The sequence below is a fragment of the Alcanivorax sediminis genome, assembly GCF_009601165.1.
In the GTDB taxonomy this organism is placed as follows: domain Bacteria; phylum Pseudomonadota; class Gammaproteobacteria; order Pseudomonadales; family Alcanivoracaceae; genus Alcanivorax; species Alcanivorax sediminis.
In genome coordinates, this window is sequence record NZ_WIRE01000001.1 from 1,532,152 (window position 1) to 1,553,640 (window position 21,489).

At 54.1% G+C, this 21,489-nt stretch carries 21 protein-coding genes and 1 pseudogene; 14 read left to right on the forward strand and 8 right to left on the reverse strand.

The features are described 5' to 3' along the window. The first annotated feature begins 14 nt into the window (after nucleotides 1-14). Genes GFN93_RS06930 through GFN93_RS06965 form a run of 8 tightly spaced genes read left to right on the forward strand, consistent with a single transcriptional unit; the run spans nucleotide 15 to nucleotide 7,697 of the window. Nucleotides 15-1,379, forward strand: coding sequence for a pilus assembly protein TadG-related protein (locus tag GFN93_RS06930; RefSeq protein WP_235901974.1), 1,365 nt, complete (start codon nucleotides 15-17; stop codon nucleotides 1,377-1,379). Between the two features lie 25 nt (nucleotides 1,380-1,404). Then, nucleotides 1,405-1,848, forward strand: a complete 444-nt coding sequence (locus GFN93_RS06935) for a TadE/TadG family type IV pilus assembly protein (protein ID WP_208993725.1) — start codon at nucleotides 1,405-1,407, stop codon at nucleotides 1,846-1,848. Further along, nucleotides 1,838-2,338 (forward strand): TadE family protein, encoded by a 501-nt coding sequence (locus tag GFN93_RS06940; RefSeq protein ID WP_153500036.1) that lies wholly within the window; start codon nucleotides 1,838-1,840, stop codon nucleotides 2,336-2,338. The genes GFN93_RS06935 and GFN93_RS06940 overlap by 11 nt, the downstream gene beginning before the upstream one ends. Nucleotides 2,339-2,364: 26 nt before the next feature. Next, nucleotides 2,365-3,552, forward strand: a complete 1,188-nt coding sequence (locus GFN93_RS06945; protein ID WP_153500038.1) for an AAA family ATPase — start codon at nucleotides 2,365-2,367, stop codon at nucleotides 3,550-3,552. A 27-nt stretch (nucleotides 3,553-3,579) separates the two neighbouring features. After that, nucleotides 3,580-4,881: a CpaF family protein gene (locus GFN93_RS06950; RefSeq protein ID WP_153500039.1), complete on the forward strand. Its 1,302-nt coding sequence runs from the start codon at nucleotides 3,580-3,582 to the stop codon at nucleotides 4,879-4,881. Nucleotides 4,882-4,890: 9 nt separating this feature from the next. Further along, nucleotides 4,891-5,877, forward strand: a complete 987-nt coding sequence (locus GFN93_RS06955) for a type II secretion system F family protein (protein ID WP_153500041.1) — start codon at nucleotides 4,891-4,893, stop codon at nucleotides 5,875-5,877. 15 nt (nucleotides 5,878-5,892) lie between these two features. Beyond that, nucleotides 5,893-6,849 carry a type II secretion system F family protein gene (locus GFN93_RS06960; protein ID WP_153500044.1) on the forward strand — a complete coding sequence of 319 codons (957 nt, stop codon included), beginning with the start codon at nucleotides 5,893-5,895 and terminating at the stop codon, nucleotides 6,847-6,849. 8 nt (nucleotides 6,850-6,857) lie between these two features. Beyond that, the gene (locus GFN93_RS06965; protein WP_153500046.1) at nucleotides 6,858-7,697 is read left to right on the forward strand and encodes a tetratricopeptide repeat protein; all 840 of its coding nucleotides are present in this window, start codon (nucleotides 6,858-6,860) and stop codon (nucleotides 7,695-7,697) included. Between the two features lie 2 nt (nucleotides 7,698-7,699). Here the strand turns inward: GFN93_RS06965 and GFN93_RS06970 are convergent, their stop codons facing one another. Continuing rightward, complete coding sequence (locus GFN93_RS06970) at nucleotides 7,700-8,404, reverse strand: 4'-phosphopantetheinyl transferase family protein (protein WP_153500048.1); 705 nt, start codon at nucleotides 8,402-8,404, stop codon at nucleotides 7,700-7,702. Nucleotides 8,405-8,526: 122 nt separating this feature from the next. On the opposite strand from GFN93_RS06970, the gene GFN93_RS06975 reads away from it, so the two are divergent. Next, a complete protein-coding gene (locus GFN93_RS06975; RefSeq protein WP_153500050.1) occupies nucleotides 8,527-9,456 on the forward strand; it encodes a DUF808 domain-containing protein in 930 nt (309 codons plus the stop codon). Between the two features lie 22 nt (nucleotides 9,457-9,478). Here the strand turns inward: GFN93_RS06975 and GFN93_RS06980 are convergent, their stop codons facing one another. Together GFN93_RS06980 and GFN93_RS06985 are read right to left on the reverse strand one after the other, a co-directional pair. Next, nucleotides 9,479-9,649, reverse strand: coding sequence for a hypothetical protein (locus GFN93_RS06980; RefSeq protein ID WP_153500052.1), 171 nt, complete (start codon nucleotides 9,647-9,649; stop codon nucleotides 9,479-9,481). 21 nt (nucleotides 9,650-9,670) lie between these two features. After that, nucleotides 9,671-10,672, reverse strand: coding sequence for an AraC family transcriptional regulator (locus GFN93_RS06985; protein WP_153500054.1), 1,002 nt, complete (start codon nucleotides 10,670-10,672; stop codon nucleotides 9,671-9,673). Between the two features lie 149 nt (nucleotides 10,673-10,821). Between GFN93_RS06985 and GFN93_RS06990 the strand changes: the two genes are divergently transcribed. From GFN93_RS06990 to GFN93_RS07000, 3 genes are all read left to right on the forward strand, one after another. Further along, a complete protein-coding gene (locus GFN93_RS06990; RefSeq protein WP_208993726.1) occupies nucleotides 10,822-11,343 on the forward strand; it encodes a 2,4'-dihydroxyacetophenone dioxygenase family protein in 522 nt (173 codons plus the stop codon). A gap of 64 nt (nucleotides 11,344-11,407) precedes the next feature. Beyond that, nucleotides 11,408-12,436, forward strand: a complete 1,029-nt coding sequence (locus GFN93_RS06995; protein ID WP_153500055.1) for an NAD-dependent epimerase/dehydratase family protein — start codon at nucleotides 11,408-11,410, stop codon at nucleotides 12,434-12,436. Beyond that, the gene (locus GFN93_RS07000; protein WP_153500057.1) at nucleotides 12,433-13,245 is read left to right on the forward strand and encodes an SDR family NAD(P)-dependent oxidoreductase; all 813 of its coding nucleotides are present in this window, start codon (nucleotides 12,433-12,435) and stop codon (nucleotides 13,243-13,245) included. The genes GFN93_RS06995 and GFN93_RS07000 overlap by 4 nt, the downstream gene beginning before the upstream one ends. A gap of 126 nt (nucleotides 13,246-13,371) precedes the next feature. Here GFN93_RS07000 and GFN93_RS07005 read toward each other — a convergent pair whose 3' ends face one another. The 4 genes and pseudogenes from GFN93_RS07005 to GFN93_RS07020 form a co-directional block, all read right to left on the reverse strand. Continuing rightward, the gene (locus GFN93_RS07005; protein ID WP_194285756.1) at nucleotides 13,372-14,196 is read right to left on the reverse strand and encodes a lipoprotein N-acyltransferase Lnb domain-containing protein; all 825 of its coding nucleotides are present in this window, start codon (nucleotides 14,194-14,196) and stop codon (nucleotides 13,372-13,374) included. Between the two features lie 11 nt (nucleotides 14,197-14,207). Next, nucleotides 14,208-15,707, reverse strand: coding sequence for a POTRA domain-containing protein (locus GFN93_RS07010; RefSeq protein ID WP_328594722.1), 1,500 nt, complete (start codon nucleotides 15,705-15,707; stop codon nucleotides 14,208-14,210). Nucleotides 15,708-15,755: 48 nt separating this feature from the next. Next, nucleotides 15,756-16,415 (reverse strand): annotated as a pseudogene (locus GFN93_RS17545) (patatin-like phospholipase family protein); the annotation flags it as partial. Between the two features lie 161 nt (nucleotides 16,416-16,576). Then, complete coding sequence (locus GFN93_RS07020) at nucleotides 16,577-17,878, reverse strand: oxygenase MpaB family protein (RefSeq protein WP_328594358.1); 1,302 nt, start codon at nucleotides 17,876-17,878, stop codon at nucleotides 16,577-16,579. 85 nt (nucleotides 17,879-17,963) lie between these two features. Between GFN93_RS07020 and GFN93_RS07025 the strand changes: the two genes are divergently transcribed. Both GFN93_RS07025 and GFN93_RS07030 read left to right on the forward strand, forming a co-directional pair. Further along, complete coding sequence (locus GFN93_RS07025) at nucleotides 17,964-18,569, forward strand: TetR/AcrR family transcriptional regulator (RefSeq protein WP_153500064.1); 606 nt, start codon at nucleotides 17,964-17,966, stop codon at nucleotides 18,567-18,569. A gap of 279 nt (nucleotides 18,570-18,848) precedes the next feature. Next, the gene (locus GFN93_RS07030) at nucleotides 18,849-19,430 is read left to right on the forward strand and encodes a TetR/AcrR family transcriptional regulator (protein WP_153500066.1); all 582 of its coding nucleotides are present in this window, start codon (nucleotides 18,849-18,851) and stop codon (nucleotides 19,428-19,430) included. Here GFN93_RS07030 and tkt read toward each other — a convergent pair. Further along, the gene (tkt, locus tag GFN93_RS07035) at nucleotides 19,427-21,424 is read right to left on the reverse strand and encodes a transketolase (RefSeq protein WP_153500067.1); all 1,998 of its coding nucleotides are present in this window, start codon (nucleotides 21,422-21,424) and stop codon (nucleotides 19,427-19,429) included. The genes GFN93_RS07030 and tkt overlap by 4 nt on opposite strands. Nucleotides 21,425-21,489: the final 65 nt, after the last annotated feature.

Here is a 21,489-nt window from a genome sequence, read left to right on the forward strand (position 1 = left end):
AGGAGGGTCTCGTGATGAAGCGGCGTCAGGAAGGTGCTTATCTGGTCATGATGACGGTGTTGATCATCATCCTGATCGCAATTGCGGCCCTGGCCATCGATGTCGGTCGTTTGTTGGTAATGCGAACCGAGATGCAGAATGCCGTTGATGCTGCCGCATTGGCAGCAGCCGCAGAGTTGGACGTAGACGACAATGCTCAATCCAGGGCAAAAGCCGCAGCGCGTGGCCTGCTTGAGCATGACGCTCGTTTCGCTCGGGCGTCAGAGTTGCTGGGGGATGTTGGGCTTCCTGATAGCGCGTTTGAGTTTTTCTGTGTGATTGGTAGCGAGTCCGATGTGGACCCGAACGTAACTGGTTTTACCGATTTCTGCAGTGGCTCCGAAGTGGAACCGGGAAAGTATGCTGCTACGGGTGATGCCGATACGCACTATGTGCGTCTGACGCTTGATCCTGCCCTGGTAGGGGATGGCGACCGCTTTACTGCCGATTTGATTTTCCTTCCTGCCTTGCGAGCACTCGGAATCAATGTCGCGGATACCGCTTCCGCGGTGGCTTCTGCATTGGCGGGACGGAATTTCTTTACCTGCAACTATCCACCTATGGCCATGTGCGATCCCTGGGAATCAGAAGGTTCCCATTTCAGGGATGAAATGGAGGTGGGGGCGCATATCGAAATGCGTAACCAGGGTGGGAATAATGAACAGTGGAGCCCTGGCAATTTTGGTTTTCTAGAGCCGCCAAATGCTGGGCCGGGTGCTACAGATGTTGCCGAGTTTATTGCCAATGAAGGCAATGTGGGCTGTAACCCGGCAACCTTTACAACCAAAACCGGTTCCATGACCAACAAGACACAGGGGGGGTGGAACACCCGCTTTGGTATCTATGACGGCCCCAATCCGTTCCAGAGCTATGATGCAGATTATCCCCCGGCGCCAAATGTTGTGGCCTATCCATTGGATAATGGAACGAATTCTGTGGATAGCAGGATCGGTGATGGCTTGTGGGATGTGGAGGGTTACTGGAGTGTTCAACACGGGCCGGCACCCATTCCGAACGCATGGAATAATGCGAATCCGCCTACCCGTTATGAAGTGTATGAGTATGAGATTGCCAATGGGCTGCCAACTGATGGTGCGCCTGATGACCCGGCTGGCGGTGCGGATCGTCGGGTAATGAACATGGCGGTGCTGAGCTGTGAGGCATTGGGGCTGACCGGTGGCAAGAAAGAGGGCGTGATATTTCCGGCGGATGGATTTGCCAGGATGTTTCTGGTGAAGCCTGCTGAAGGGCCCCCGAATTTGACCTTCTATGGCGAATTCCTTGGCTGGGAGCAGGAGAATGATGATGACTATCATATCCAGATTCAGCTTTACGAATAAGCGGTCTTACCAGGCCGGAGCTGCCATGGTGGAGTTTGCCATCATGCTGCCAATGATTGTCGTTCTGGTGTTTGGCATCACGGAGTTGGGCCGCGCAATCTATCAGCAGAATACCTTAAGCAAGGCGGCGGCTTCGGGTGCCAGGTATATGAGCCGGTCGCCACAGGCAGTAACTTCGGATTGTGCCGAGGGGGCGACCTGGAGCGCTTCGGTATTAAATGCTGCAAACCTGATTGCATATGGTCGGCAATCCGGTACGGGGCAGCCTTTATTGCCAGATTTGGATGCTGCTGATGCCAGCTTTTCCGTCGCCCAGCGAACCGTTACCGGCATGGGGAATGCCTGCGTCATTACCGCGTCGGTGAGTGTGCCGTTCCGCGCCATTTTCGGCGATACCCTGGTGCCATTTCTGGATCTGGACCCCTTGAATCTCAGTGCCATCGTCGAGGAGAGATTCCATGGTGAATGACGTGATGAAGCGCAGACAGCAAGGCGGGGCGGTGATGGTCGAAATGGCCCTCACGCTTCCGCTGTTCATTCTGTTGATATTCGCAATCATTGAACTGGCACTAGTGGTATTTCATTTCACCCGTGCAGTGGAGGCGACCCGTGCCGGGGCTCGCTATGCCATTGTGAATAATCCGGTAACGGATATTTCGACGCTGGATTGCACTACGGTGACTGAGTTGACGGCGAATTGTGGTTCGGCGAGTTGTGCCGGATTAATGGGGAAAATGACGCCGATTTACAAGAACCTGGCCGCCTCTAATGTGCAGGTTCGATACGGTTGTTCATCAACCGGGTTTGCCAGCAATCCTGATCCCATTCGGGAGATATCGGTATCCATAACGGGGCAGGATTACAAACTGATCTTACCGGGGTTGATTGGTTTTGAACCGACGATTACCTTGCCGCCGTTTACCAGTACCAGGATAAGTGAAGACATGTATACCCCTTAGTGTTGTGGGGATGAGAGGGTAGTTTTATGACACAGGGTGTGATTGCCACACTGGTTTACAGGAACGAGACAACCAAAGCCGAATTTGCACGGCTGATTAGCGGAGCAAAGGCAGGGTTTGTTGCCATCCCTGTGGGGGCCAACGAAGTGCTCTCCGAGAAAATTCGCGAGTCAGGATGTCAGGTGGTTATTTTTGAAGCCGGCGATGACGTGGGTATTGATGTTCATCAGCTGCAATTGCTGTCGCGAGAATTTCCCAAAACTGAATTCTTTGCCTGCCATCCCTCGCCTGATGTGGATACCTTCAGAACCTTCATGCGAGCTGGCGTGCGTGATGTGTTTTCGCTGCCTCCCGCAGAGCGGGATGTAGTTCGCGAGCTGGATCGTATTGCTGACAGCGTTGCCGGCGAAAGTGATCAACACAATGGCAAGGTTATTTCCATCATCAACAGCAAGTCGGGCAGTGGAGCGACAACGCTGGCGGTGAATCTTGCCTGCGATCTGGCGGAGATGGATGAAAACCTCAAGGTGGCCCTGGTGGATATGGATATCCAGTTCGGCAGTGTCTCCCTCTATCTTGATGTTAAGTGGCAATCTAACGTGATGGAGGCGTTTTCCCAGTCCGCGCGACTGGATGGCACTATGCTGAAATCCATGATGAGCCAGCATGATTCCGGGGTGTCAGCGTTGCCGGCGCCTTTGAAAATTACCCGTCTGGACCGCGTCAGCGCCATGGATGTGAAAAAGTTTCTGGAAGCCGCACGGGAAAGCTTTGATGTGATCGTGCTGGACCTTCCCAGAGTCATCAATGAGTGGACGGAAGAAGTGCTGCGCAGCAGTGATAGCATCTACATGGTGATTCAGCGCAGCCTGGCAGTGATTCGTGATGCCCGATTGTTGACCACCTATTTCCACAGTGCAGGTATCAGTGATGACAAGGTTACCATCGTGGATAACCGCTATCGTTCAAAACATGCGGCGGTGACCGACAAGCAGATTCAGGAAACACTGCGTATCGAACGCATTGTCCGGATAGCTAATGATTATGATACCGCGATTGGTTCACAGGAGAGGGGCGTGCCTTTGTCGCGTTATGCCAGATCTAGCCGGCTTGCAAAGGATCTGAATAGCCTTTCCCAGGCGGTTCTGTTTGAGCTGACCGGGGAAGAAAGGGAGTCCGGAGGGTTTCTGGATCGGTTGATGGGGCGACAGTAATTCGCGACAACAGAAAAGGAGTTCACCATGTTTGTCAGCGACAGGAATGGACAGGAAGTAGACTTCAGCGCGGTGCAGAAAAAGCTGCATGCCATGCTCATGGAGCGCCTGGACTTGCGGGTTTTGGAGCGTATGGAAGGGCAGCAAGTCCACGAACAGATTCGTAATGCGGTAAGGGATCTGCTCAGCGAGAGCGGCTTCGTACTCAACGAGCACGAAAAGACGGCATTGATCGATAATGTCGAGAATGAGGTGCTTGGGTTGGGCCCACTGGAGCCCCTTCTCAAGGATCCGTCGGTGTCGGATATCCTGGTCAACACCTACAACGACTGTTACGTGGAGCGTCACGGGGTACTGGAAAGAACCAGTGTTCGTTTCCAGAGCAATGACCATCTGATGCGAATCATCCAGAAAATTGCCGGAGCGGTAGGGCGTCGTGTCGATGAGTCCAGCCCCATGGTGGATGCCCGTCTGGCTGATGGTTCACGGGTGAATGCCATTATTCCCCCTCTGGCGGTAGATGGGCCGCTGCTTTCCATTCGTAAGTTCGCGGTTGATCCTTTGACCGTAGCGGATCTGATCAACTTTCGCTCCATCACCCAGCCGGTTGCTGATTTCATCAAGGCTGCGGTACTGGCCAGAACCAATATTCTGATTTCCGGTGGTACTGGTTCCGGTAAGACAACACTGCTTAATGTGGTATCCGGGTTTATTCCCCATAACGAGCGTATTCTGACCATTGAAGACTCGGCAGAACTGCAGCTGCAGCAGCCCCATGTGGGGCGCCTGGAAACCCGCCCCCCCAATATCGAAGGCAAGGGTGCTGTGATGGCCCGGGATCTGGTACGTAATGCCCTGCGTATGCGCCCCGATCGGATTGTGGTGGGTGAGGTGAGGGGGGAAGAAGCTCTGGACATGTTGCAGGCCATGAATACCGGCCATGATGGCTCACTTTCCACCATTCACGCCAATTCTGCCCGCGATGCGATCTCACGTCTTGAGCATATGATCGGCATGGCCGGTGTCTCCATTTCGCCCAATGTGATTCGGCAACAGATCGCCGCAGCACTGGATCTGATTATCCAGACTGAACGTATGTCAGATGGGCGTCGGGCAGTGATCAGTGTTCAGGAAATTACTGGCATGGAGCAGAATGTGGTGAACATGCAGGAAATCTTCTACTTCAAGCGTCATGGTATCGATGAGAACGGGCGGGTGAAAGGCGAGTTCCGTGCCAGCGGTATCCGGCCGATGATGATGCAGCGTATTCGTGAGAGAGGTATTCCTCTCGATGAAAGCGTTTTCGATCCTGATCGTGTTTACGAGTAGGGGGCGGTCATGCTTAATGAAAGCACTATTGTCATATCGATTATTGCCTTCCTGGCTGTAGTCGGCGGTATCGAGGGGTTCTATCTTCTCTACCGTTCTATGAATGTGGAGCGTACCAAGGCGGTCAGCCGGCGTTTGCGAAGTCTCTCTGCCTCTGGCATGAGCAATGAAGAGGCAATGAATTTGTTGCGCCGGAGAATGTTCAGTGAAGTCCCGGTAATCAATCGTCTCCTTTCCGCTTTTCCACGCTCACATGCGCTGGACAGAATGCTGATTCAGTCTGGCGTCGACCTTACCGTCTCTCGCTATATTCTTATTCAGCTGGCTCTGGTGGTTACCTTTTTTATTCTACTGTGGTTGGTGCTGGGGGCGATCTGGTTTGTTTCCTTGCCAATCGCACTGGTGGCAGGCTTCTATCTCCCGTACATGTATGTTCAGGGAAAAACCCGGGAGCGATCCAGCGCCATTTCCGCCCAGCTTCCTGATGCGCTGGATTATCTGGCCAGGGCCCTGCGGGCGGGAAACCCATTCTCTGCGGCGATGCGTCAGGCAAGCCTGGAAATGAATGACCCGATTGCTATCGAGTTTGCTACCACCTTCGATGAACTCAACTTTGGTATGGATCTGGAAGATGCCCTCGAGCATTTGTCACAAAGAACGCGAAGTGAGGAGATGCGCTATTTTATTACTGCTGTGCTAATTCAGAAGACCACTGGGGGCAATCTGGCAGAGGTGATGAACCGGTTGTCAGGCGTGATGCGAGCACGTGCGAGAACCATGAGGGAGATTCGTGTGCTGGCTGCAGAGATGAAGTTGTCAGCCAACGTTCTGATCGGACTTCCGTTCATCGTGGCGGGTGCGTTGGTGGTGATGAACCCGGGTTATCTCAATATCCTAGTACAGTCCACCATGGGCTTTATTGTCATCGGTGCCCAATTGGCGCTGATGCTAACCGGTTATGTGATCATCCAGAGAATGGTTAATTTCCGGGTATAGACAGGGAGCGATACCATGCTAGAAGGAAACAGTCTGCTGATACTGATCATGGTGTGCCTGTTCATACTGATGGTCATACTTATCGTGTCTGCGGCGAACTGGATGTTCAGTGGCCATGGCACAGTCGACCGCCGCCTTCGTGAAATTCAGAGTCTGGCGCCTGCTGCACAGAAGAAGAAAGAACAGCCCGAAAATGACGGTCCTTTCACTGTCAAATGGTTGAAGCCTGTTGCCGATCTGGTGGTGCCGGATGACAAATGGAAACAGTCCAGGACACGGGCGAGTCTGGTGCGATCGGGATTTCGTGGTGAACAGGCCGTCAGTGTTTTCTACCTGAGCAAGCTGTTGCTCGCCATATTATTGCCGGTTATTGCGGTGGTTCCCTTTGCGATCGATCCGACTTTGGTCAGTGAGCGTTACTGGATTGTTGTATCGTTGGTCGCAGCAGGGGTGATTGGGTTCTTCGCTCCGGATATCTATATTCGTCACAAGGAAGAGGTCCGCCGTCAGCACCTTTCTGAAGTTTTTCCTGACGTGTTGGATCTGCTGGTGGTTTGTATTGAGGCAGGCCTGAGTCTTGATGCTGCTATCAAGCGAGTTGGGGAAGAGTTTCGCCACACCTCAGAGGCCATGAGTGATGAGTTATTATTGGCTACCCTTGAGATTCGTGCGGGCAAGGCGAGAAACGAAGCAATGAAAGCACTGGCGGAACGTACGGATCTGGATGAGATGCAATCCCTGGTGTCGATACTGATTCAGGCTGAACATTTTGGTACCAGTATTGCTGATGCCCTTCGTGCTCACGCTGATGACATGCGAGACCTTCGCATTCAGACTGCCCGGGAGAAGGCGGCAAAGCTGCCGGTCAAAATGGCGATCCCGATTCTGCTTTTTATTTTTCCGGCACTTTTTCTGGTTATTCTTGGGCCTGCAGCGATTCAAATTTACACGGGCTTTGTTGATGGGATGTAGGTGTGCAAATGAGATACATGCTTTCAGTAATGATGATGGCGGTTTTGCTTGGTTGTGCATCAACGTCTGAAGTAGAAGATGCGGAACTTGATGTCCAGACGCCGGAGGCCAGCTATGCGGAAGGGGAGGCGGCTAGGCAGCGTGGGGATTATGGTGGTGCACTCTCCTCATTCCTTCCCCTGGTTGAAAGAGAAGATAGGTGGGGAATAAGGGGCAAGTTGGCCATTGCCAAACTGACCCTCGACAGCGGTCAGAATCGGGAAGCGCTTAATGCCTACACCGTACTGCTGGAGGAGGATCCTGCGCTGATCGAGGCCCAGGAAGGCAAGGGCCTGGCGCTGCTGGGGCTTGGGGAAGTGGAGGCAGCAAGGGAGCAGCTGCTTGCTACCAACACCAGTGAAGCGTCTCGTTGGCGCACGCTCAACGGGCTGGGGATTGCCTCAGATATGGATACGGATTACGACGCTGCTGCCCGCTGGTACGGTATGGCGCTGGAGAGCGGCGGTGACAATCCGCTGGTGATCAATAATGCTGCCTACTCACGCATTATGGCTGGCGATTACTCTGCGGCTGAAAAATTGCTTCAGAGGGCGCTGGTTCGCTATCCGGAAGAAGACCGTTTGCGCAACAATCTGGCCATCGCCCAAGCTCGTCAGGGTAATTACCGTCGCGCCATCAGCACGTGGGAGCGTAGTCTGGACGCCGCCGAGGCTCGAAATAACGCGGGCTATATTGCCTACCTCAACGGTGATCTCGAGCGTGCCAAAAAGCTGTTCCGGGAAGCCAGTGACATGTCCCCCCGTTATAACCCCGGTATTGCCCGAAATCTTGAACTGGTCGGCGAGTAGCTTCAGCGCGGTTTCGGCAGCGCAATCCAGCTCAGTACGCTGTGCTGCCGTTCCCGCCAGCGGAAGGGGATCTGGGTGCCCTTTGGCCAGTCTGCTGACAGGGTTCGCAGCAGTGTGAGGCTGTTGGGGTGCCGGCGTACCGCGTCGTGAAAATAGAATCGCTTGCCGGTCAGTGGATATAGTGCCTTGAACAGACTTTCCTTGGCCGAGAAGATCAGCGTCAGGCGGTTTGCTCGCTGCAACGGGGTCATGCCTGAAAGTGCCTTCAACTCCTCCTCCGTGAGCAATTCCCGCTCCAGCCTGGCGGCACGCTCGGTGCTCACCCATTGTTCGGTATCCACCCCCACTGCCAGCCACTTATTGGCGTCGCCAACCATCACTTCTGCCACCCCGTGACTATGGGTGATGCTGCCGACTGCGCCCACTGGCCATGATGGCGAGCGGTCCTGTGTGAGCTGAGGGATCCCCTCCAACCCGAGTAGCTGGAGAGCTTCACGGGCACACCAGCGACCGGCCAGATACTCCGCTTTTCGCTTGCTGATAGCGGTCCTCAGAGATGGAGGTAACGGAATGCCTGCCTGAGCAAACTGCTCATCATTCAACAGCTCCGGCTGAAACTGACAGCTGATACGAATCAACCCTGAGGAAAGCTCCTCTCGATGCAGTCTGCTGAGGCTGGCTGGGCGGGGCTGTGCGGTGGCGGACATGAATAATCAATCTTCGGGTGGATGACATGGCAGACTATAGCAAAGGTGGAGTGAGCCTGCTGCGGACGGATGGCGGTACAGGTACACTGCGGGGCTGATGATCAAGCAGAAGGAAAACAAGGATGGCTGGAACCAGCTTGCTGGCATTGATTGATGATATTGCGACCTTGCTGGATGACGTGTCTGTCATGACCAAGGTGGCTGCCAAGAAAACGGCAGGGGTACTGGGCGATGATCTGGCCCTGAACGCTGAACAGGTGTCTGGCGTCAAGGCAGACAGGGAATTGCCTGTAGTATGGGCGGTGGCGAAAGGCTCCGCCGTCAACAAGCTCATTCTGGTGCCTGCGGCATTGCTGATCAGTGCCTTCTTGCCCTGGTTGATTACCCCACTGCTCATGATCGGTGGTGCTTTTCTTTGCTATGAGGGCTGCGAAAAACTTGCTCACAAACTCTTTCACGGAAGTGATGAACAGGCCCATGAAGAAAAGCTGAAGGTGATAGCGGATACGTCCGTCGATCTGGTGGCGTTTGAGAAGGACAAGATCAAGGGCGCGATTCGTACGGACTTCATCCTGTCAGCTGAAATCATTGTGATTTCCCTTGGTGCGGTTCAATCCGCCAGTTTCTCTGTACAAGTAGCCGCTATCTGCGCCATCGCCGTTCTGATGACCATTGGTGTCTATGGTCTGGTTGCGGCGATTGTGAAACTGGATGATGCAGGCCTGTATCTGGCAGCCACCCGACCGGATCGACCTGCTGCCGGCATGCGTGTGGCTGTGGGCAAGGGTATCCTCGCCGTGGCGCCCTGGCTCATGAAGTCGCTGTCAGTGGTGGGTACCCTGGCCATGTTCCTGGTGGGCGGGGGGATTCTGGTGCACGGTATTCCGGGCTCCCATGACTGGGTGCATCACCTGCAGGAAATGGCCTCCGCCGTCGCGTTTGCCGTGCCCTTACTGGTGAACCTGGTGGGAGGAGTGATTGCGGGAGCGGTGGTGTTGGCGGCCGTCAGCCTGGCCTCCCGGCTACGCGGGAAGGCTGCAGCGGCAAGCTGATCGGTTTGAGGGCTGGCGCCGGTCAGCCCTCTTCCAGCGACAGGCCACAGGCCCTGATCAGCTGAATAGCGCGTACTTTCTTTCCTTCCTCAAGCGCGGCCTCTACCGCAGAGGCCTCTTCCTCTTTGCCCTGCTGGCGAAGCGTCTCGATAATCTGCTTCCAGTCTTTCAGTGCGGTCTTGTGTCCATCCATGCAACTCTCCTTGGGGGGATATCAGCCGATGTTATCCGGCGTCCACCGTGAAGGCGGCATGCCAAACCAGCGGGTAAACGCGCGCGAAAAGGCACTGAGGTCGGCATAGCCGAGTAAGTCAGACAGCTGCGTCACCTGCAGCTGTGAATCACGAAGATAGCGAAGCGCCATGTTCTGGCGAGTATCGTCCAGCACTTTCTGAAAGCTCGTTCCGGACTCCCCCAGTCGCCGTTGCAAGGTACGTCGGCTCATGGCCATGCACTCAGCGACCTGATCGACCTTGACCCTGCCCTGGGGCAGCAGATCACGCATCAGGTTGCTGACGTAACCAGGTAATTCCAGGTCGGAGAGACGCTGGAGGGTATCAAGGTGCGCACGAATCAGTTGATGGAGGGCCGGGTCCGCCTCGCTGAGCGGTAGCTCAAGTTCTTCGGGATCGAGCAGCAGGGCCGTGGTATCACTGTTGAACCGGGGGACAATACCCAGCACGTCCCGGTAAGCCTGCAACGGTGCCTGGGGAGCATGCTCCAGCAGCATGGGGTGGGGGGTCCAGTTATGTCCCATCAAGGTTTTTAGCATCTTCCGGCCTACGCCCAGTGCCAGCTCGGCGCCGTGGTTGATGCCGGGTTGCTTGGGGTCCAATACCCGGTAGGCCAGCTGGATCTTGTCGCCGTAAGCGCTGACTTCCACGTGGGCGGCACCCATGTGCAGATGGAAGTATTGGCGCAATTCACTCAGCGCTTCGCCCACGGTGCTGGCGTTATTCAGCAAGTAGACAATCGGCCCGAGTACCGTAATACCTTGCCGGAGTCCCAGCTTCAGGCCAAATAGTGGATCACCGGCCTGCTTGGCACTGAGCTCCAGCAACGCCAGAAAGCGTCGATAGGACACCAGACCTTGCAGGTGGTCCAGGGTGTTCTCGGGTAGGCCCACCTCTTTGAGCAGTGCCTTGTGGGGCAGACCATACTCTTCCGCCAGGGAGTCAAAGCCGTACAGCGCAGAAGCCCTTGCAAAGTCCTGCATGCTTGTCAGCCCTCCGGGGAATATTAAGTGTATACCTGGCGCAAAATGCTAAATCATTGGCGCACTTTATCAAGTTTAGCTGTTTTTTTCAGCGCAGTATGTCTGTCTCCAGGTTAATTCCAACAATCATATTTATAGGGAGAGCAACCATGTCCATGTTGCCGATGCTTGCAAAAGATCACGATTCTCTGCTGACGCTGAACAACAACGAGATGCCCATCTACAAGGACATCATGGTTCCCGGTCTGGACGTCCAGCCCCAGTACGTTGACGTCAACCGTGGGATCTGGGTTCTGCGCGTCATGTTCCACCCCGGCGTTCAGCTACCGATGCACTACCACACCGGTTCTGTTCACCTGTGGACCCTGTCAGGCAAGTGGAACTACGTGGAGTACCCTGATCAGCCCCAGACCGCAGGTTGCTACCTTTTTGAGCCGGGCGGCAGCATCCACACCTTTAATGTGCCGGCCGACAACACTGAAGTGACTGACACCCTGATGCTGGTGGAGGGCGCCAACGTTAATTTTGATGCGGATGGCAATTACCACAGCATTCTGGATGCCAACTCCATCACTCTGTTGATTGAACAGTACATCCAGGAAAACGGCATGGAGCCGGCCACCTATATCAAGCCGTCCATGCCCGACTTTGCGAACAAGATTAAAGACTAATTGTTACTGACCTTGATGGGGCTGCTCCAGCGAGCAGCTCCATTTTTTGCAGCGGGAATACAGCATGACAACAACAATGCCAACGGGAAGTAATGGACAACAACCGGCCGTGCCAACGTCCGTTTTTGTAACTGGCGCAGGCGGTTTTATTGGTCGAGCCATCATGGCGCGCTATCAGGCGCTTGGCTGTGATGTGCGCGGCATGGACCTCAATGCAGATGAAAGTGCCAATATTGTTGCGGGAGATATTACTAACCCGTCGGGTTGGGCGGAGCATGCCAAGGGCTGCGAACTGTTCATTCACACCGCGGCCATTGTCAGTCTGGCAGCCCAGTGGCCCGCATATCGCAAGGTCACTGTCGAAGGCACTCGTCAGGCCATTGATGTGGCGGTGGCGGCAGGTGCGAAACGCTTTGTGCATTTCTCATCCATTGCCGCCATGGGGTACGACTACCCGGATGGCGCCGATGAAACCTGCCCTGTGGTGATCGGCAATGAATACCTTTATGGCGTTGCCAAAGGGGCCAGTGAGCACGTGACACTCGCTGCCCATGCGGCGGGTGAAATTGATGTAACGATTATTCGTCCGGGCGACGTGTATGGCCCGGGCTCGCGAGCGTGGTTGATTGAGCCCCTGAAAATGGCAAGGTCCGGCCAGTTGGTGCTGCCTGACAACGGACAGGGCGTTTTTACCCCTGTTTATATTGAAGACTTGCTGGACGGCATCATGCTCGCGGCAGGCCTGGAAGAGGGTCGCGGCCAGATCTTCATCTTGTGGGGGGGCGAAGCCGTCTCCTGCAAAGAGTTCTTCAGTCATCACTGGCATTGGGCGGGCCGTAAGGGCGCTCCGCACAGTTTGCCCCTGAAAGCTGCATTGGCGCTGACCACGGGGGTCTGGAAGGTAAACCAGATGCTCAAGCGTCACGACGAAGTAACCCCGGACACCATGCTGATGTTCTCTCGCAAAGGCGCGTATTCCATCGAAAAAGCGCAGCGTTTGCTGGGTTATCAGCCAAAAGTGAACTTTGCAGAAGGTATGCGTCAGTCTGAGCTGTGGCTCAGAGCCTGTGGCGAACTGGAGGGAAAGGCATGAATCACGTAATGATTACCGGTGGCGGCAGCGGCCTTGGACTGGGCATGGCGCGTCGTTACCTGAAGCGTGGCATTTCAGTGAGCGTTCTGGATCTGCTGGTCAGCAACGAAAGCCAGAATTTGCTGACTCAGGCTGCCAATGAAGGTGGTAGCCACTGGTCTTTTTTCGAAATGGACATTACCGATGATGTGGCCGTTGCCAAGGCGGTAACATTGGCAGTGCAGAAATTCGGTAACCCGAATCTGGCGATCAACTCTGCCGGCGTGGCGATCAACAAGACCCTGGCAGATATGAAGCCTGCAGAGTTCCGCAAGGTGATTGATATCAACCTGAATGGCAGTCTGCATTTTGCCTCGGCGGTGATGCCTCACATGGCGCGAGGTTCCCGTCTTGCCCTGGTTGCTTCTCTGGCGGGCTTTACCAGTAACTATGGTTACTGTGCCTACGGGGCATCAAAATTCGGTGTGGTAGGTCTTGCCACGACTCTGCGCTATGAATACGAGCCGCTTGGGGTTCGTTTGAGCTGTATTTGTCCGCCGGAAGTACATACGCCGTTGGTGGACAAGGAGCGTCTTGATGGCAACCCGATTGCCCGTGAACTGAAAAAGACCGCAGGTTGTATGGATCCGGATGATGCCTGTGACCAGATCGTGGCAGCACTGGATGCTGGCAAGTGGATGATTATTCCCAGCTTCCTGGGCAAGGCGACAGGATTTGTGGCCCGTCATATGCCGGGCCTGTTTAATGGCTACATCCAGATGATGGTTAAAAAGCTGATGAAGCAGTATCCGATTCGAAGCCCTGGCTAATTCCTGGTGCATTTTGCACTTTTTGCGCCCCGCATCTCCCCCGATGCGGGGCTTTTTTTTGCCGGAAAGACCAGATGCAAAGAGAAACTCAGTTAAAGATGGAGCACAACGCATTCTCACCAGGTGCTATTGGCGAATCAAAATGGAGTAATTGTGTGTGTCTGGAGAAACGGATGTATTGATTCTTGCGCCCGCGCGGATTTCTTCCAGTGGTTCTCCCTGTCCAATCAGCTGGTGTTCAAACAACACTTCGTCAGCATAGCCCGGTAGAAGAATGCGGTAATCCAGCGAGTGATGCAGATCGTTGTAGCGACCGGATTCAGCCAGCAGGCCGGTCAGGCAGTTGTCGGTGAGGGTGTTGTAGAAATCCGGAGTGTGGCGAAGGTTGTCCGCGCGGCGCAGAAAATTCAGCAGGAGAGCCTGCCCCTGTAGCGCAGAACCATTCAGAGAGTAGAGATAGAGGGGTTCCTGCCGGACAAACGAACGGAGGCCAATCACATCCTCTTCGCTGGCCAGAACGACAAACTTGGTGTACTCACGAAGTGCCCCGGCCAGGGGGCTGTACTCATTTTGATCTTCGCGCAAGCGCGCTTCTATGGACACCGCCAGAAACTGACCATCACTGAACTCGAAGCTGGCGAACGCGTGTGCAAGACCATAGTCACCAAAGTGTGAGAGGCCAAACCAGACCCGTTGGAGCTGTGAAAGCACATAGTGGCGGTCTATATAACGGGCTACTGCCACATTGCCATTTTCGTCATAGCGGAAATCACGCATCCCTTCGATGATAAGGGTGTCTCCACTTAAGTGAATCTCCGGTAAGCGCTGGTAGCCCGTCTTCCAGTTGTCATCCTGTTGGGCAACCCGCGTGGTGAACCAGAGGGCGTAGCACAAGATTGATAGAAAGACTCCCCAAACGGCGATTTTGCGAATGCGCTTCCAGGTTGTCATGGTGTCGTTTCTCATCGAAAAACATGGCCGAAATAGATATTGAAGGAGTAGTGGTCGCCTTCGGTGTAACCCAGAGAAAGGTAACCCGGGCCGAGCGGGGTATGAGTGCCAAGAAACAGACTGCCGCCAGAAAGCAGTGAGCGGGTATCGACGTCGTCACGGTTCAACCATACATTGCCCGTTTCATAGGACGCGCCGGCATAGATCTGTACAGAGGAGGGCAGTAGCAGGTTGCGTCGCAATGGGCGCGTTACCACCAGCCGGCCGAGGGCGCTGTGATTGCCCCAGATGCTGTCAGGCGGAAGGCCAGACAAACGAAGAAAACCGCCCAGTGGCTCGATTGCTTCCGTGCCGGGTTCCTCCTCAGAAATGGCCGCGTCGGCCTCAGCTACCAGTGAGAAACCAGCCAAAGTAGTGGCAAACCCCAGCTCAATCAGTTGTCGCTGGTAGTCTGCATCGGCGCCGAAGTCCGGGTCATGATGCTGATATTCCAGAGCGGCTCTTATCCCCTTCGTTGGAAAGGCGAGATTATCGTAGGTGTCCCAGCTTAGCCGGGAGAACGCGTATCGATCCTGGTAGCTCTCAATATCAAAGGGGATGCCGACCTGAGTCTCGATGTCGCCGCCGGTTGCCTGCATTCCAACGCGCAGCTCCCCCTTTTGCCTAAACAGCGCAGCCCCGGCATCCAGTCCGCCATACACTTCTGTGCGTCGGAAGGTGGCGAAAGCGGGTTCATCAATGTCGTTGTTGATATAAAGGTCAATGGAGTCAGAACGATAGCCAGCCACGGGCTCTACAAAGAAAATGAGCTTGTGATCGATAGGCTGGAAGAAGCGGCCTTCCAGCATGGGGCGAGAACCAAGGTTGGCCAGCAGGGCCGCGGTACCGCCGTAACGGTTCAGCCCGGCGATCCGTAATGAGCCAAACAGGCCAAAAGTACCGTTGCCGCGCATATCATCAGAAAACTGAAGGCCGATCTGGGCAAAGGTATTACTGGTGTCCCGTTCTTCCGCCTCAATGAAGAGTTGGTTGCGCCCCTCACTGTTTTTAAGGTGATAGCGGATGCTGTCGTGGTAATCCAGTGCGTAAATATGCGAAATATCCTCGCGAATTTTCTCGCGATCCAGGGGTGCGCCGGGCTGCTGTCTGATCATGGCGCGAATGACCTTGTCGCTGACAACACCACCGTTGGTAATAATGATGTCATCAATGACCGGATGGGTCTCCCGTGAGGACAGCCTTTCGGGGAGTGCCTGCTCGGCTTGCGTTAGCGCACGAGGGGGAGGCCCCAGCACCTGAATGGCGGCCGCATAACCCGCGTCAATAGCCTGTTTCGCCTTGCTGAAATCGCTGCTGGAAATGCCCTCCAGATCGGGCTTGATGACAATGTCATCTTCCTCAAGGGTAGCCAGGCTCTGATCACTGTTATTACGAACCAGCAGGGCGCTCAGCTGTGCAAGCACCAGGGCGATGGAGTTGATTTCTTCCTTGTCCCAACGCGGGCTCCCCACGTCGACAACAACCAGCCGGTCCAGTGACTGGTCACTGAGCGCATCAATGGGAATGTTATTGGCGATGCCGCCATCCACGAGCAGCTTGTCATCAAGCAGCATGGGTTCCAGCAGGCCCGGAATCGACATGCTGGCTCTCACCGCTGAACTCAGCCGCCCACTTTTCAGCACGACCTGCTCACCGGTCACCAGATCCGCAGCCACCGCCCGGTAAGGGATCTTGAGCTGATCAAAGTCGGTGATGTCCCTGGCAGGGGAAAACATCTCATCGAGAATCAGGGTGAGATGTTGGCCTTGCAGAGCTGCACGGGGCAGGGCAATGCCTTTGCGATTGATGCGAAGACGATAGTCCACAGGGGCTCCCGCATCCATCTGTCGATAGACAAACAGGGAGTGCGAGCGAGGGGAGTTGTCCTAGAAGGCTTCTTTCCAGTCCATCTCCACGGCGATCTGTTCAATCTGCTCGATGGAATAGCCGGTGGCATACAGTCCGCCCACAATGGACCCCATGCTGGTGCCGGCCACGGCACTGGGATGTATGCCGTGCTCATGCAGGGCTTTTAAGACGCCTATATGAGCAAGGCCTCGGGCGCCACCGCCGGAGAGCACTAGCCCAGTGCGCTCCCCTGCGGAAACAATGCCGGGAAGAGAACAGCAGAAAAAAAATGCAAAAAACCCCGATAGCAGGTTTGTCCCTTTCCTGTTCACGTGTCGGATTCTCTTTGGTGGCCAAGCCGAGTGCCTTCATCATAACGGGGCTGGTTTAATTACGCGATGCTCGCGTAGGTCACCACATATGCCCTAATGAAAGAGAATACCGTCAGCGGCAACTCTGTCGGAGAATGACTGCAACCCTGGCGCATGGCCGCTCAAAGGTGAGCGGGGTGATTCTTGTCAGGTTTGATGATGCCGTGTGCTCGCTCTCCAAAAACTGCCTGCATGCGGTACCGCTGTTGTTTACGGCCTTTTCGCTCCAGTTTCTTTCTGTCGACCGGGCCCAGCCGGGTATAGAGCTCACGTGCGACACGCATGGGTGTGGTCATGGCCGGGTACCAGGGCAGTACCCAGTCGGGCAGACCCAACGCATTCATTTGTTCGCGGGAGAGGAAGAGGCGAGTCAGGCTCAGGTGAGAGTGATATTCGTACTTCAGGTAGAGCTTGTGCAATCGCGGAAATTTGTTCTTCCAGGGATAAACCCTTTCAAAGGGTTCTTTGGAGAGGGCTTGACCGAGCTCTTTGCTGGTCCAGTCCGGCCGTGATTGGGTGGCTTGGGTGTGGCGCAATAACCGAAATCCTTCCAGTTCTGAATCCACCAGCCATTGTTCCTCCACACCCATCAACCAGCCGGCATATTTCCACAGGTGCATCACCGCCCGGGATTCCCGGGGAGTAATGATGACGCCGCCCAGCCTCACTCCCAGCAGTAGCACTGAACCGAAGGCGAGATAGGTGGCAATCATGTCAGTCTGGTTGGCGGGGATGCCCCATTCATTGCTGTCCCACTCCTTGCGCGATTGCAGGTGGCGACGAACCATGCCATGTACCCAGCGCACATGGAGGGTATTGATAAACCCTTCACCAAAGCGCTCCATGCCGCCGTGCTCAGTGCAGTCCATCCACCATTTCAGCGTTTCCCCGGTGCGTTGGGAGGCGCCTTTGTTCAGCGCGCCAGTGGCTACCAGGGCGTGGTTGAAGCCACTCAGCAGGTAACCGACCATCAGCGCCTGATCGCGCATAATGTACAGGCCGAACTCGCCCAGACTCTGCACCACGCTGACTCCTTGCTCAAGCAGTTCCCTGTCCAGCCAAACGGGTTCCTGATCAACCATGGCAAAGAATGTTTTCAGCTCAGTGGGAGCGTTCTCTACCTTATTGATACCTTCCTTGAGAGCCAGCTCATACATAGCCTTCCGGTTGCGTGAGTCCTCCGCCATCATCCAGTCGAGCAAGCAATCCATGGGCGGATCGCCTTGCCAGAGAGCGTCCACCAGCTGGTCGTAGCGCTCGCGGGATGGCGCCAGTGCCTTACCAAACGCAAGGCGCTGCAGACGAGGCAGCTTTTGGGTGACCTCAAAGGGCCTCACACGGTGAGGCACATTCCTGTTGGCGGTGGGCTGACTTCCTTGTGAGCGTGGATGCTGTGCGGATTTGCTGGTTTGGGCCTTGGACACAGGAGTTCTCCTCGCATTCTTGCGGCTGTTTCGGTTAAGCTAATTCAAGCAATTACTTGAATTCAACTTGCGTTTTGAGGGAGACATGCGCCGACAACCCAAGCAGAAGCGGTCCCGGGAAATGGTGGACAGGATCCTGGAAGCGGCCGCTTCCACATTGGTTGAGCGAGGCCTGGAGTTCACCACGACCAATCACATCGCAGACAAGGCGGGGGTTAATATCGCGTCGCTATATCACTACTTCACTAACAAGGAAGAGGTGGTGGCTGCAGTGCTGGAATGGCAGGCCAGGAAGCTGATGCAGGGCTTCAGCGAGCAGCAGAGCCAGCTGGATATAGCACGAATGCCTTTGCCGGTTCTGGCAAGGACGGGGCTGGTCTTCACCTTGCATGCCCTGCGGGCCGACCCGGTGATCGGGGAATTGGCCAAACACTGGAATCAGCTCTCCCCCCAGTACGCCATGTCATTGCTGGAGCAGCAGTTACTGGATATTGGCATGGCCTGGTTCAGGGCTAATTACCAGGAATACCCGATTGATGATCTGCATGTACGGCTTTTTGTTGTAATCAACGCATCCATGGCAACCCTTGCGCGGTATCTGGCCATTCCCGCTTCCATGATCAAAGACAATGAGATTGTGGATGTGCTGACAGACATGATCGTGAAAACACTTAGTCCGGACACGAAGTAGCCATTGCATTTGAGGCAATCGAAGAAAGCGACTGCCGAGAATAAGAGGTCTTATATATGCGCATTTGTTCACTTAATTATAGGGCTCTTCATTATGGGGTAAGCATATTGTGAAGGTGCTGGGCCGGGCGCCGAGCTTCACTTTTTTACCTACCGGTGTGCAGGAGTGTTATACCGCTGAAATGGTTTTTTCATTGTTTTATCGCTTTGTTCTTGCGTTTTGTGACTCCGGTTCATAACCTCCCAGTGAGGATTTTTTCCGTTAATTAAATGAAAAAATATGGCAAGAACGAAAGGTTTTAATAAAGAGGACGTTGTTGAGCGTGCCATGAATTTGTTCTGGAAGCAGGGTTATCATGCTACCAGTATGCAAGATATTGTAACGCACGTTGGTTTGAATCGTTCAAGCCTTTATGAGTCGTTTGAAGGAAAGAAGGATCTTTTTGATCAGTCACTGGATAACTATTGTCGTATTAATCGGGAAGGGGTGAAGTCGCTACTGAGTAATGAGGAAAGCGTGAAGGCGGGTATTCGAAATCTGCTTTACTCTTCAGTGGCCTGTACCCTTGAAGATGAAGAACGAAAAGGCTGTTTTGTAGTGAACTCAACCACCGAGCTCGTTCCTGGTGATGAAGTGCTCCTCAAAGCCCTTTCGCGAAACCGGATGCTCTTTGAAAAGGTTTTTCAGGGTTTCCTGAAGAAAGGCATTGAGAGTGGGGAAATCTCACCGGACAAAGATATCAAGACTTTGTCCGGCTTGATTTATACTCTTTTTTCTGGACTTAACGTTATTGCCAAGTTGGAAAAAAGCCCCAAAAAATTGATGGCACAGATTGATCTGGTGCTTGGTGTGCTCGATTAATACCTATCAGAAAAGTGACGTTGTATTCTTTCCCGTATCTTCCCTGCATTAAATCCAAAGTGCTCCATTACTTTCTCACCGGGACCAGACTTCCCGAATTGATCAATACCAATAACAAGACCTTCAAGGCCGACATACTTGTGCCAGAAATCAGGATGAAGGGCCTCTATTGCAACCCTGTCAGTGACTGCGCGAGGTAATACTTTCTCCTTGTAATCGGCGTCCTGTCGATCGAAGGCCGACGTGCTGGGCATCGAGACCACCCTCACATTGTGTCCAGTGAGTAAAGCTTTGACTTCCATGGCAACGGATACCTCCGAGCCAGTGGCAAGAATAATAAGATCCGGATGCGTTTCACTATCACTGAGAATATAGGCACCCTTTTCAATTTCCTTGATTTGAGAGGGATAACGATTCTGTGGTGGAAGTGACTGGCGTGACAGAACAAGAGCGGAGGGGCCATCCGTGCGAACCAGGGCCGCTTTCCAGCTGACAGCCGTTTCTACCGCATCACAGGGGCGCCATGTTTCGAGCCCGGGGGTGTTTCTCAATGAGGTAAGTTGCTCAATCGGTTGATGAGTAGGGCCATCCTCTCCGAGAGCAACAGAATCATGTGTATAAACGAAAATCGATTGTTGTTGCATCAATGATGCCATGCGGACCGCATTACGTCCGTACTCCATGAAAACGAGAAAGGTAGCGCCATAGGGAGTGAAGCCGCCATGGAGTGCAATGCCGTTCATGATGGCCGACATGCCAAACTCCCGAACGCCATAGTGCAGATAATTGCCTTCCGGCATATCGGCTGTAACCGCTTGTGCACCCTTCCATAGAGTAAGGTTCGAGACTGCGAGATCCGCGGAACCTCCTACCAACTCTGGCAGTAGAGGGCCAATTCTATCCAATGTGTTCAATGAGGCCTGGCGAGTTGAAACAGGATCAGCACTCTGCTGAAGCTCATAGATGAACCCGTCAATCTGACTTGGGAAATGCTCAGGTAGTTCGCCAAGAGAGAGCCGCTGCAGTTCATAGGCGAGTTGCGGATAAGCATCAGTATAAGCTTTCATTAGCGTTGCCCACGCTTGAAAGCGTTGCTTGCCGGCAGCTTTACCATCCCATTTCGCATAGATATCTTCAGGAATATCGAAAGCATCTTCATTCCAGCCAATACTTAACTTGGCGAGATGGACCTCGTCAGAACCTAGCGGGGCTCCGTGACAAGATTCCTTGCCTTCTTTGTTAGGCGAGCCTTTGCCTATGATCGTCTGACAGCAAATTAGCGAAGGAAAAGGGGACTCTTGAGCCGCATTGATGGCATTAATGATGGCATCAGGGTTATGGCCATCGACCTCGGCAATAACATGCCATCCGTATGACTCAAAACGTTTCGGGGTGTCGTCAGTGAACCAGCCCTTGACCTCGCCATCAATCGAGATGCCATTATCGTCGTAAAAGGCAATGAGTTTATTGAGCTTAAGGGTGCCAGCAAGAGAGCAGACTTCGTGGGATATCCCTTCCATAAGGCAACCATCACCAAGAAAAACATAGGTAAAATGATCAATAACAGGGTATCCAGGGCGATTGAACTGGGCGGCCAGGGTTCTTTCTGCGATTGCCATTCCTACAGCATTTGCAAGTCCCTGACCAAGTGGACCGGTTGTCGTGTCCACGCCTGGGGTGTGACCCTGCTCAGGATGACCGGGTGTGAAGGAGTCAAGTTGGCGAAACTGCTTCAAGTCATCAATGGACAAGTCATAGCCGGTAAGATGCAGAAGTGAGTAAAGCAGTATGGAGGCATGTCCATTGGACAAAATAAAGCGGTCACGGTTGAACCAGTCAGGATGTTCAGGACTGTGGGAGAAGTAATCGTTCCATAGTACTTCCGCAATGTCAGCCATGCCCATCGGTGCCCCAGGATGCCCCGATTTGGCTTGCTGTACAGCATCCATACTGAGTGCACGGATAGCGTTGGCTAAATCTTGACGGGATGGCATGAAGGCTGCTCCTGAAACCGATGGATATCGTGTCCAACCGGAAAGATAAAGAAACTGCTATGCCG

Excerpts from the sequence above, each read along its gene's own strand:
- GFN93_RS06945 (WP_153500038.1), top strand. The coding sequence starts at position 2,365 with ATGACACAGGGTGTGATTGCCACACTGGTTTACAGGAACGAGACAACC.
- GFN93_RS06940 (WP_153500036.1), top strand. The coding sequence starts at position 1,838 with ATGGTGAATGACGTGATGAAGCGCAGACAGCAAGGCGGGGCGGTGATG.
- GFN93_RS06970 (WP_153500048.1), bottom strand. The coding sequence starts at position 8,404 with ATGTCCGCCACCGCACAGCCCCGCCCAGCCAGCCTCAGCAGACTGCAT.
- GFN93_RS07030 (WP_153500066.1), top strand. The coding sequence starts at position 18,849 with ATGGCAAGAACGAAAGGTTTTAATAAAGAGGACGTTGTTGAGCGTGCC.
- GFN93_RS06985 (WP_153500054.1), bottom strand. The coding sequence starts at position 10,672 with ATGCAGGACTTTGCAAGGGCTTCTGCGCTGTACGGCTTTGACTCCCTG.
- GFN93_RS06995 (WP_153500055.1), top strand. The coding sequence starts at position 11,408 with ATGACAACAACAATGCCAACGGGAAGTAATGGACAACAACCGGCCGTG.
- GFN93_RS06935 (WP_208993725.1), top strand. The coding sequence starts at position 1,405 with ATGGTGGAGTTTGCCATCATGCTGCCAATGATTGTCGTTCTGGTGTTT.
- tkt (WP_153500067.1), bottom strand. The coding sequence starts at position 21,424 with ATGCCATCCCGTCAAGATTTAGCCAACGCTATCCGTGCACTCAGTATG.
- GFN93_RS06965 (WP_153500046.1), top strand. The coding sequence starts at position 6,858 with ATGAGATACATGCTTTCAGTAATGATGATGGCGGTTTTGCTTGGTTGT.
- GFN93_RS07000 (WP_153500057.1), top strand. The coding sequence starts at position 12,433 with ATGAATCACGTAATGATTACCGGTGGCGGCAGCGGCCTTGGACTGGGC.
- GFN93_RS06975 (WP_153500050.1), top strand. The coding sequence starts at position 8,527 with ATGGCTGGAACCAGCTTGCTGGCATTGATTGATGATATTGCGACCTTG.
- GFN93_RS06955 (WP_153500041.1), top strand. The coding sequence starts at position 4,891 with ATGCTTAATGAAAGCACTATTGTCATATCGATTATTGCCTTCCTGGCT.
- GFN93_RS07025 (WP_153500064.1), top strand. The coding sequence starts at position 17,964 with ATGCGCCGACAACCCAAGCAGAAGCGGTCCCGGGAAATGGTGGACAGG.
- GFN93_RS06930 (WP_235901974.1), top strand. The coding sequence starts at position 15 with ATGAAGCGGCGTCAGGAAGGTGCTTATCTGGTCATGATGACGGTGTTG.
- GFN93_RS07005 (WP_194285756.1), bottom strand. The coding sequence starts at position 14,196 with ATGACAACCTGGAAGCGCATTCGCAAAATCGCCGTTTGGGGAGTCTTT.
- GFN93_RS06980 (WP_153500052.1), bottom strand. The coding sequence starts at position 9,649 with ATGGATGGACACAAGACCGCACTGAAAGACTGGAAGCAGATTATCGAG.
- GFN93_RS06950 (WP_153500039.1), top strand. The coding sequence starts at position 3,580 with ATGTTTGTCAGCGACAGGAATGGACAGGAAGTAGACTTCAGCGCGGTG.
- GFN93_RS06960 (WP_153500044.1), top strand. The coding sequence starts at position 5,893 with ATGCTAGAAGGAAACAGTCTGCTGATACTGATCATGGTGTGCCTGTTC.
- GFN93_RS06990 (WP_208993726.1), top strand. The coding sequence starts at position 10,822 with ATGTCCATGTTGCCGATGCTTGCAAAAGATCACGATTCTCTGCTGACG.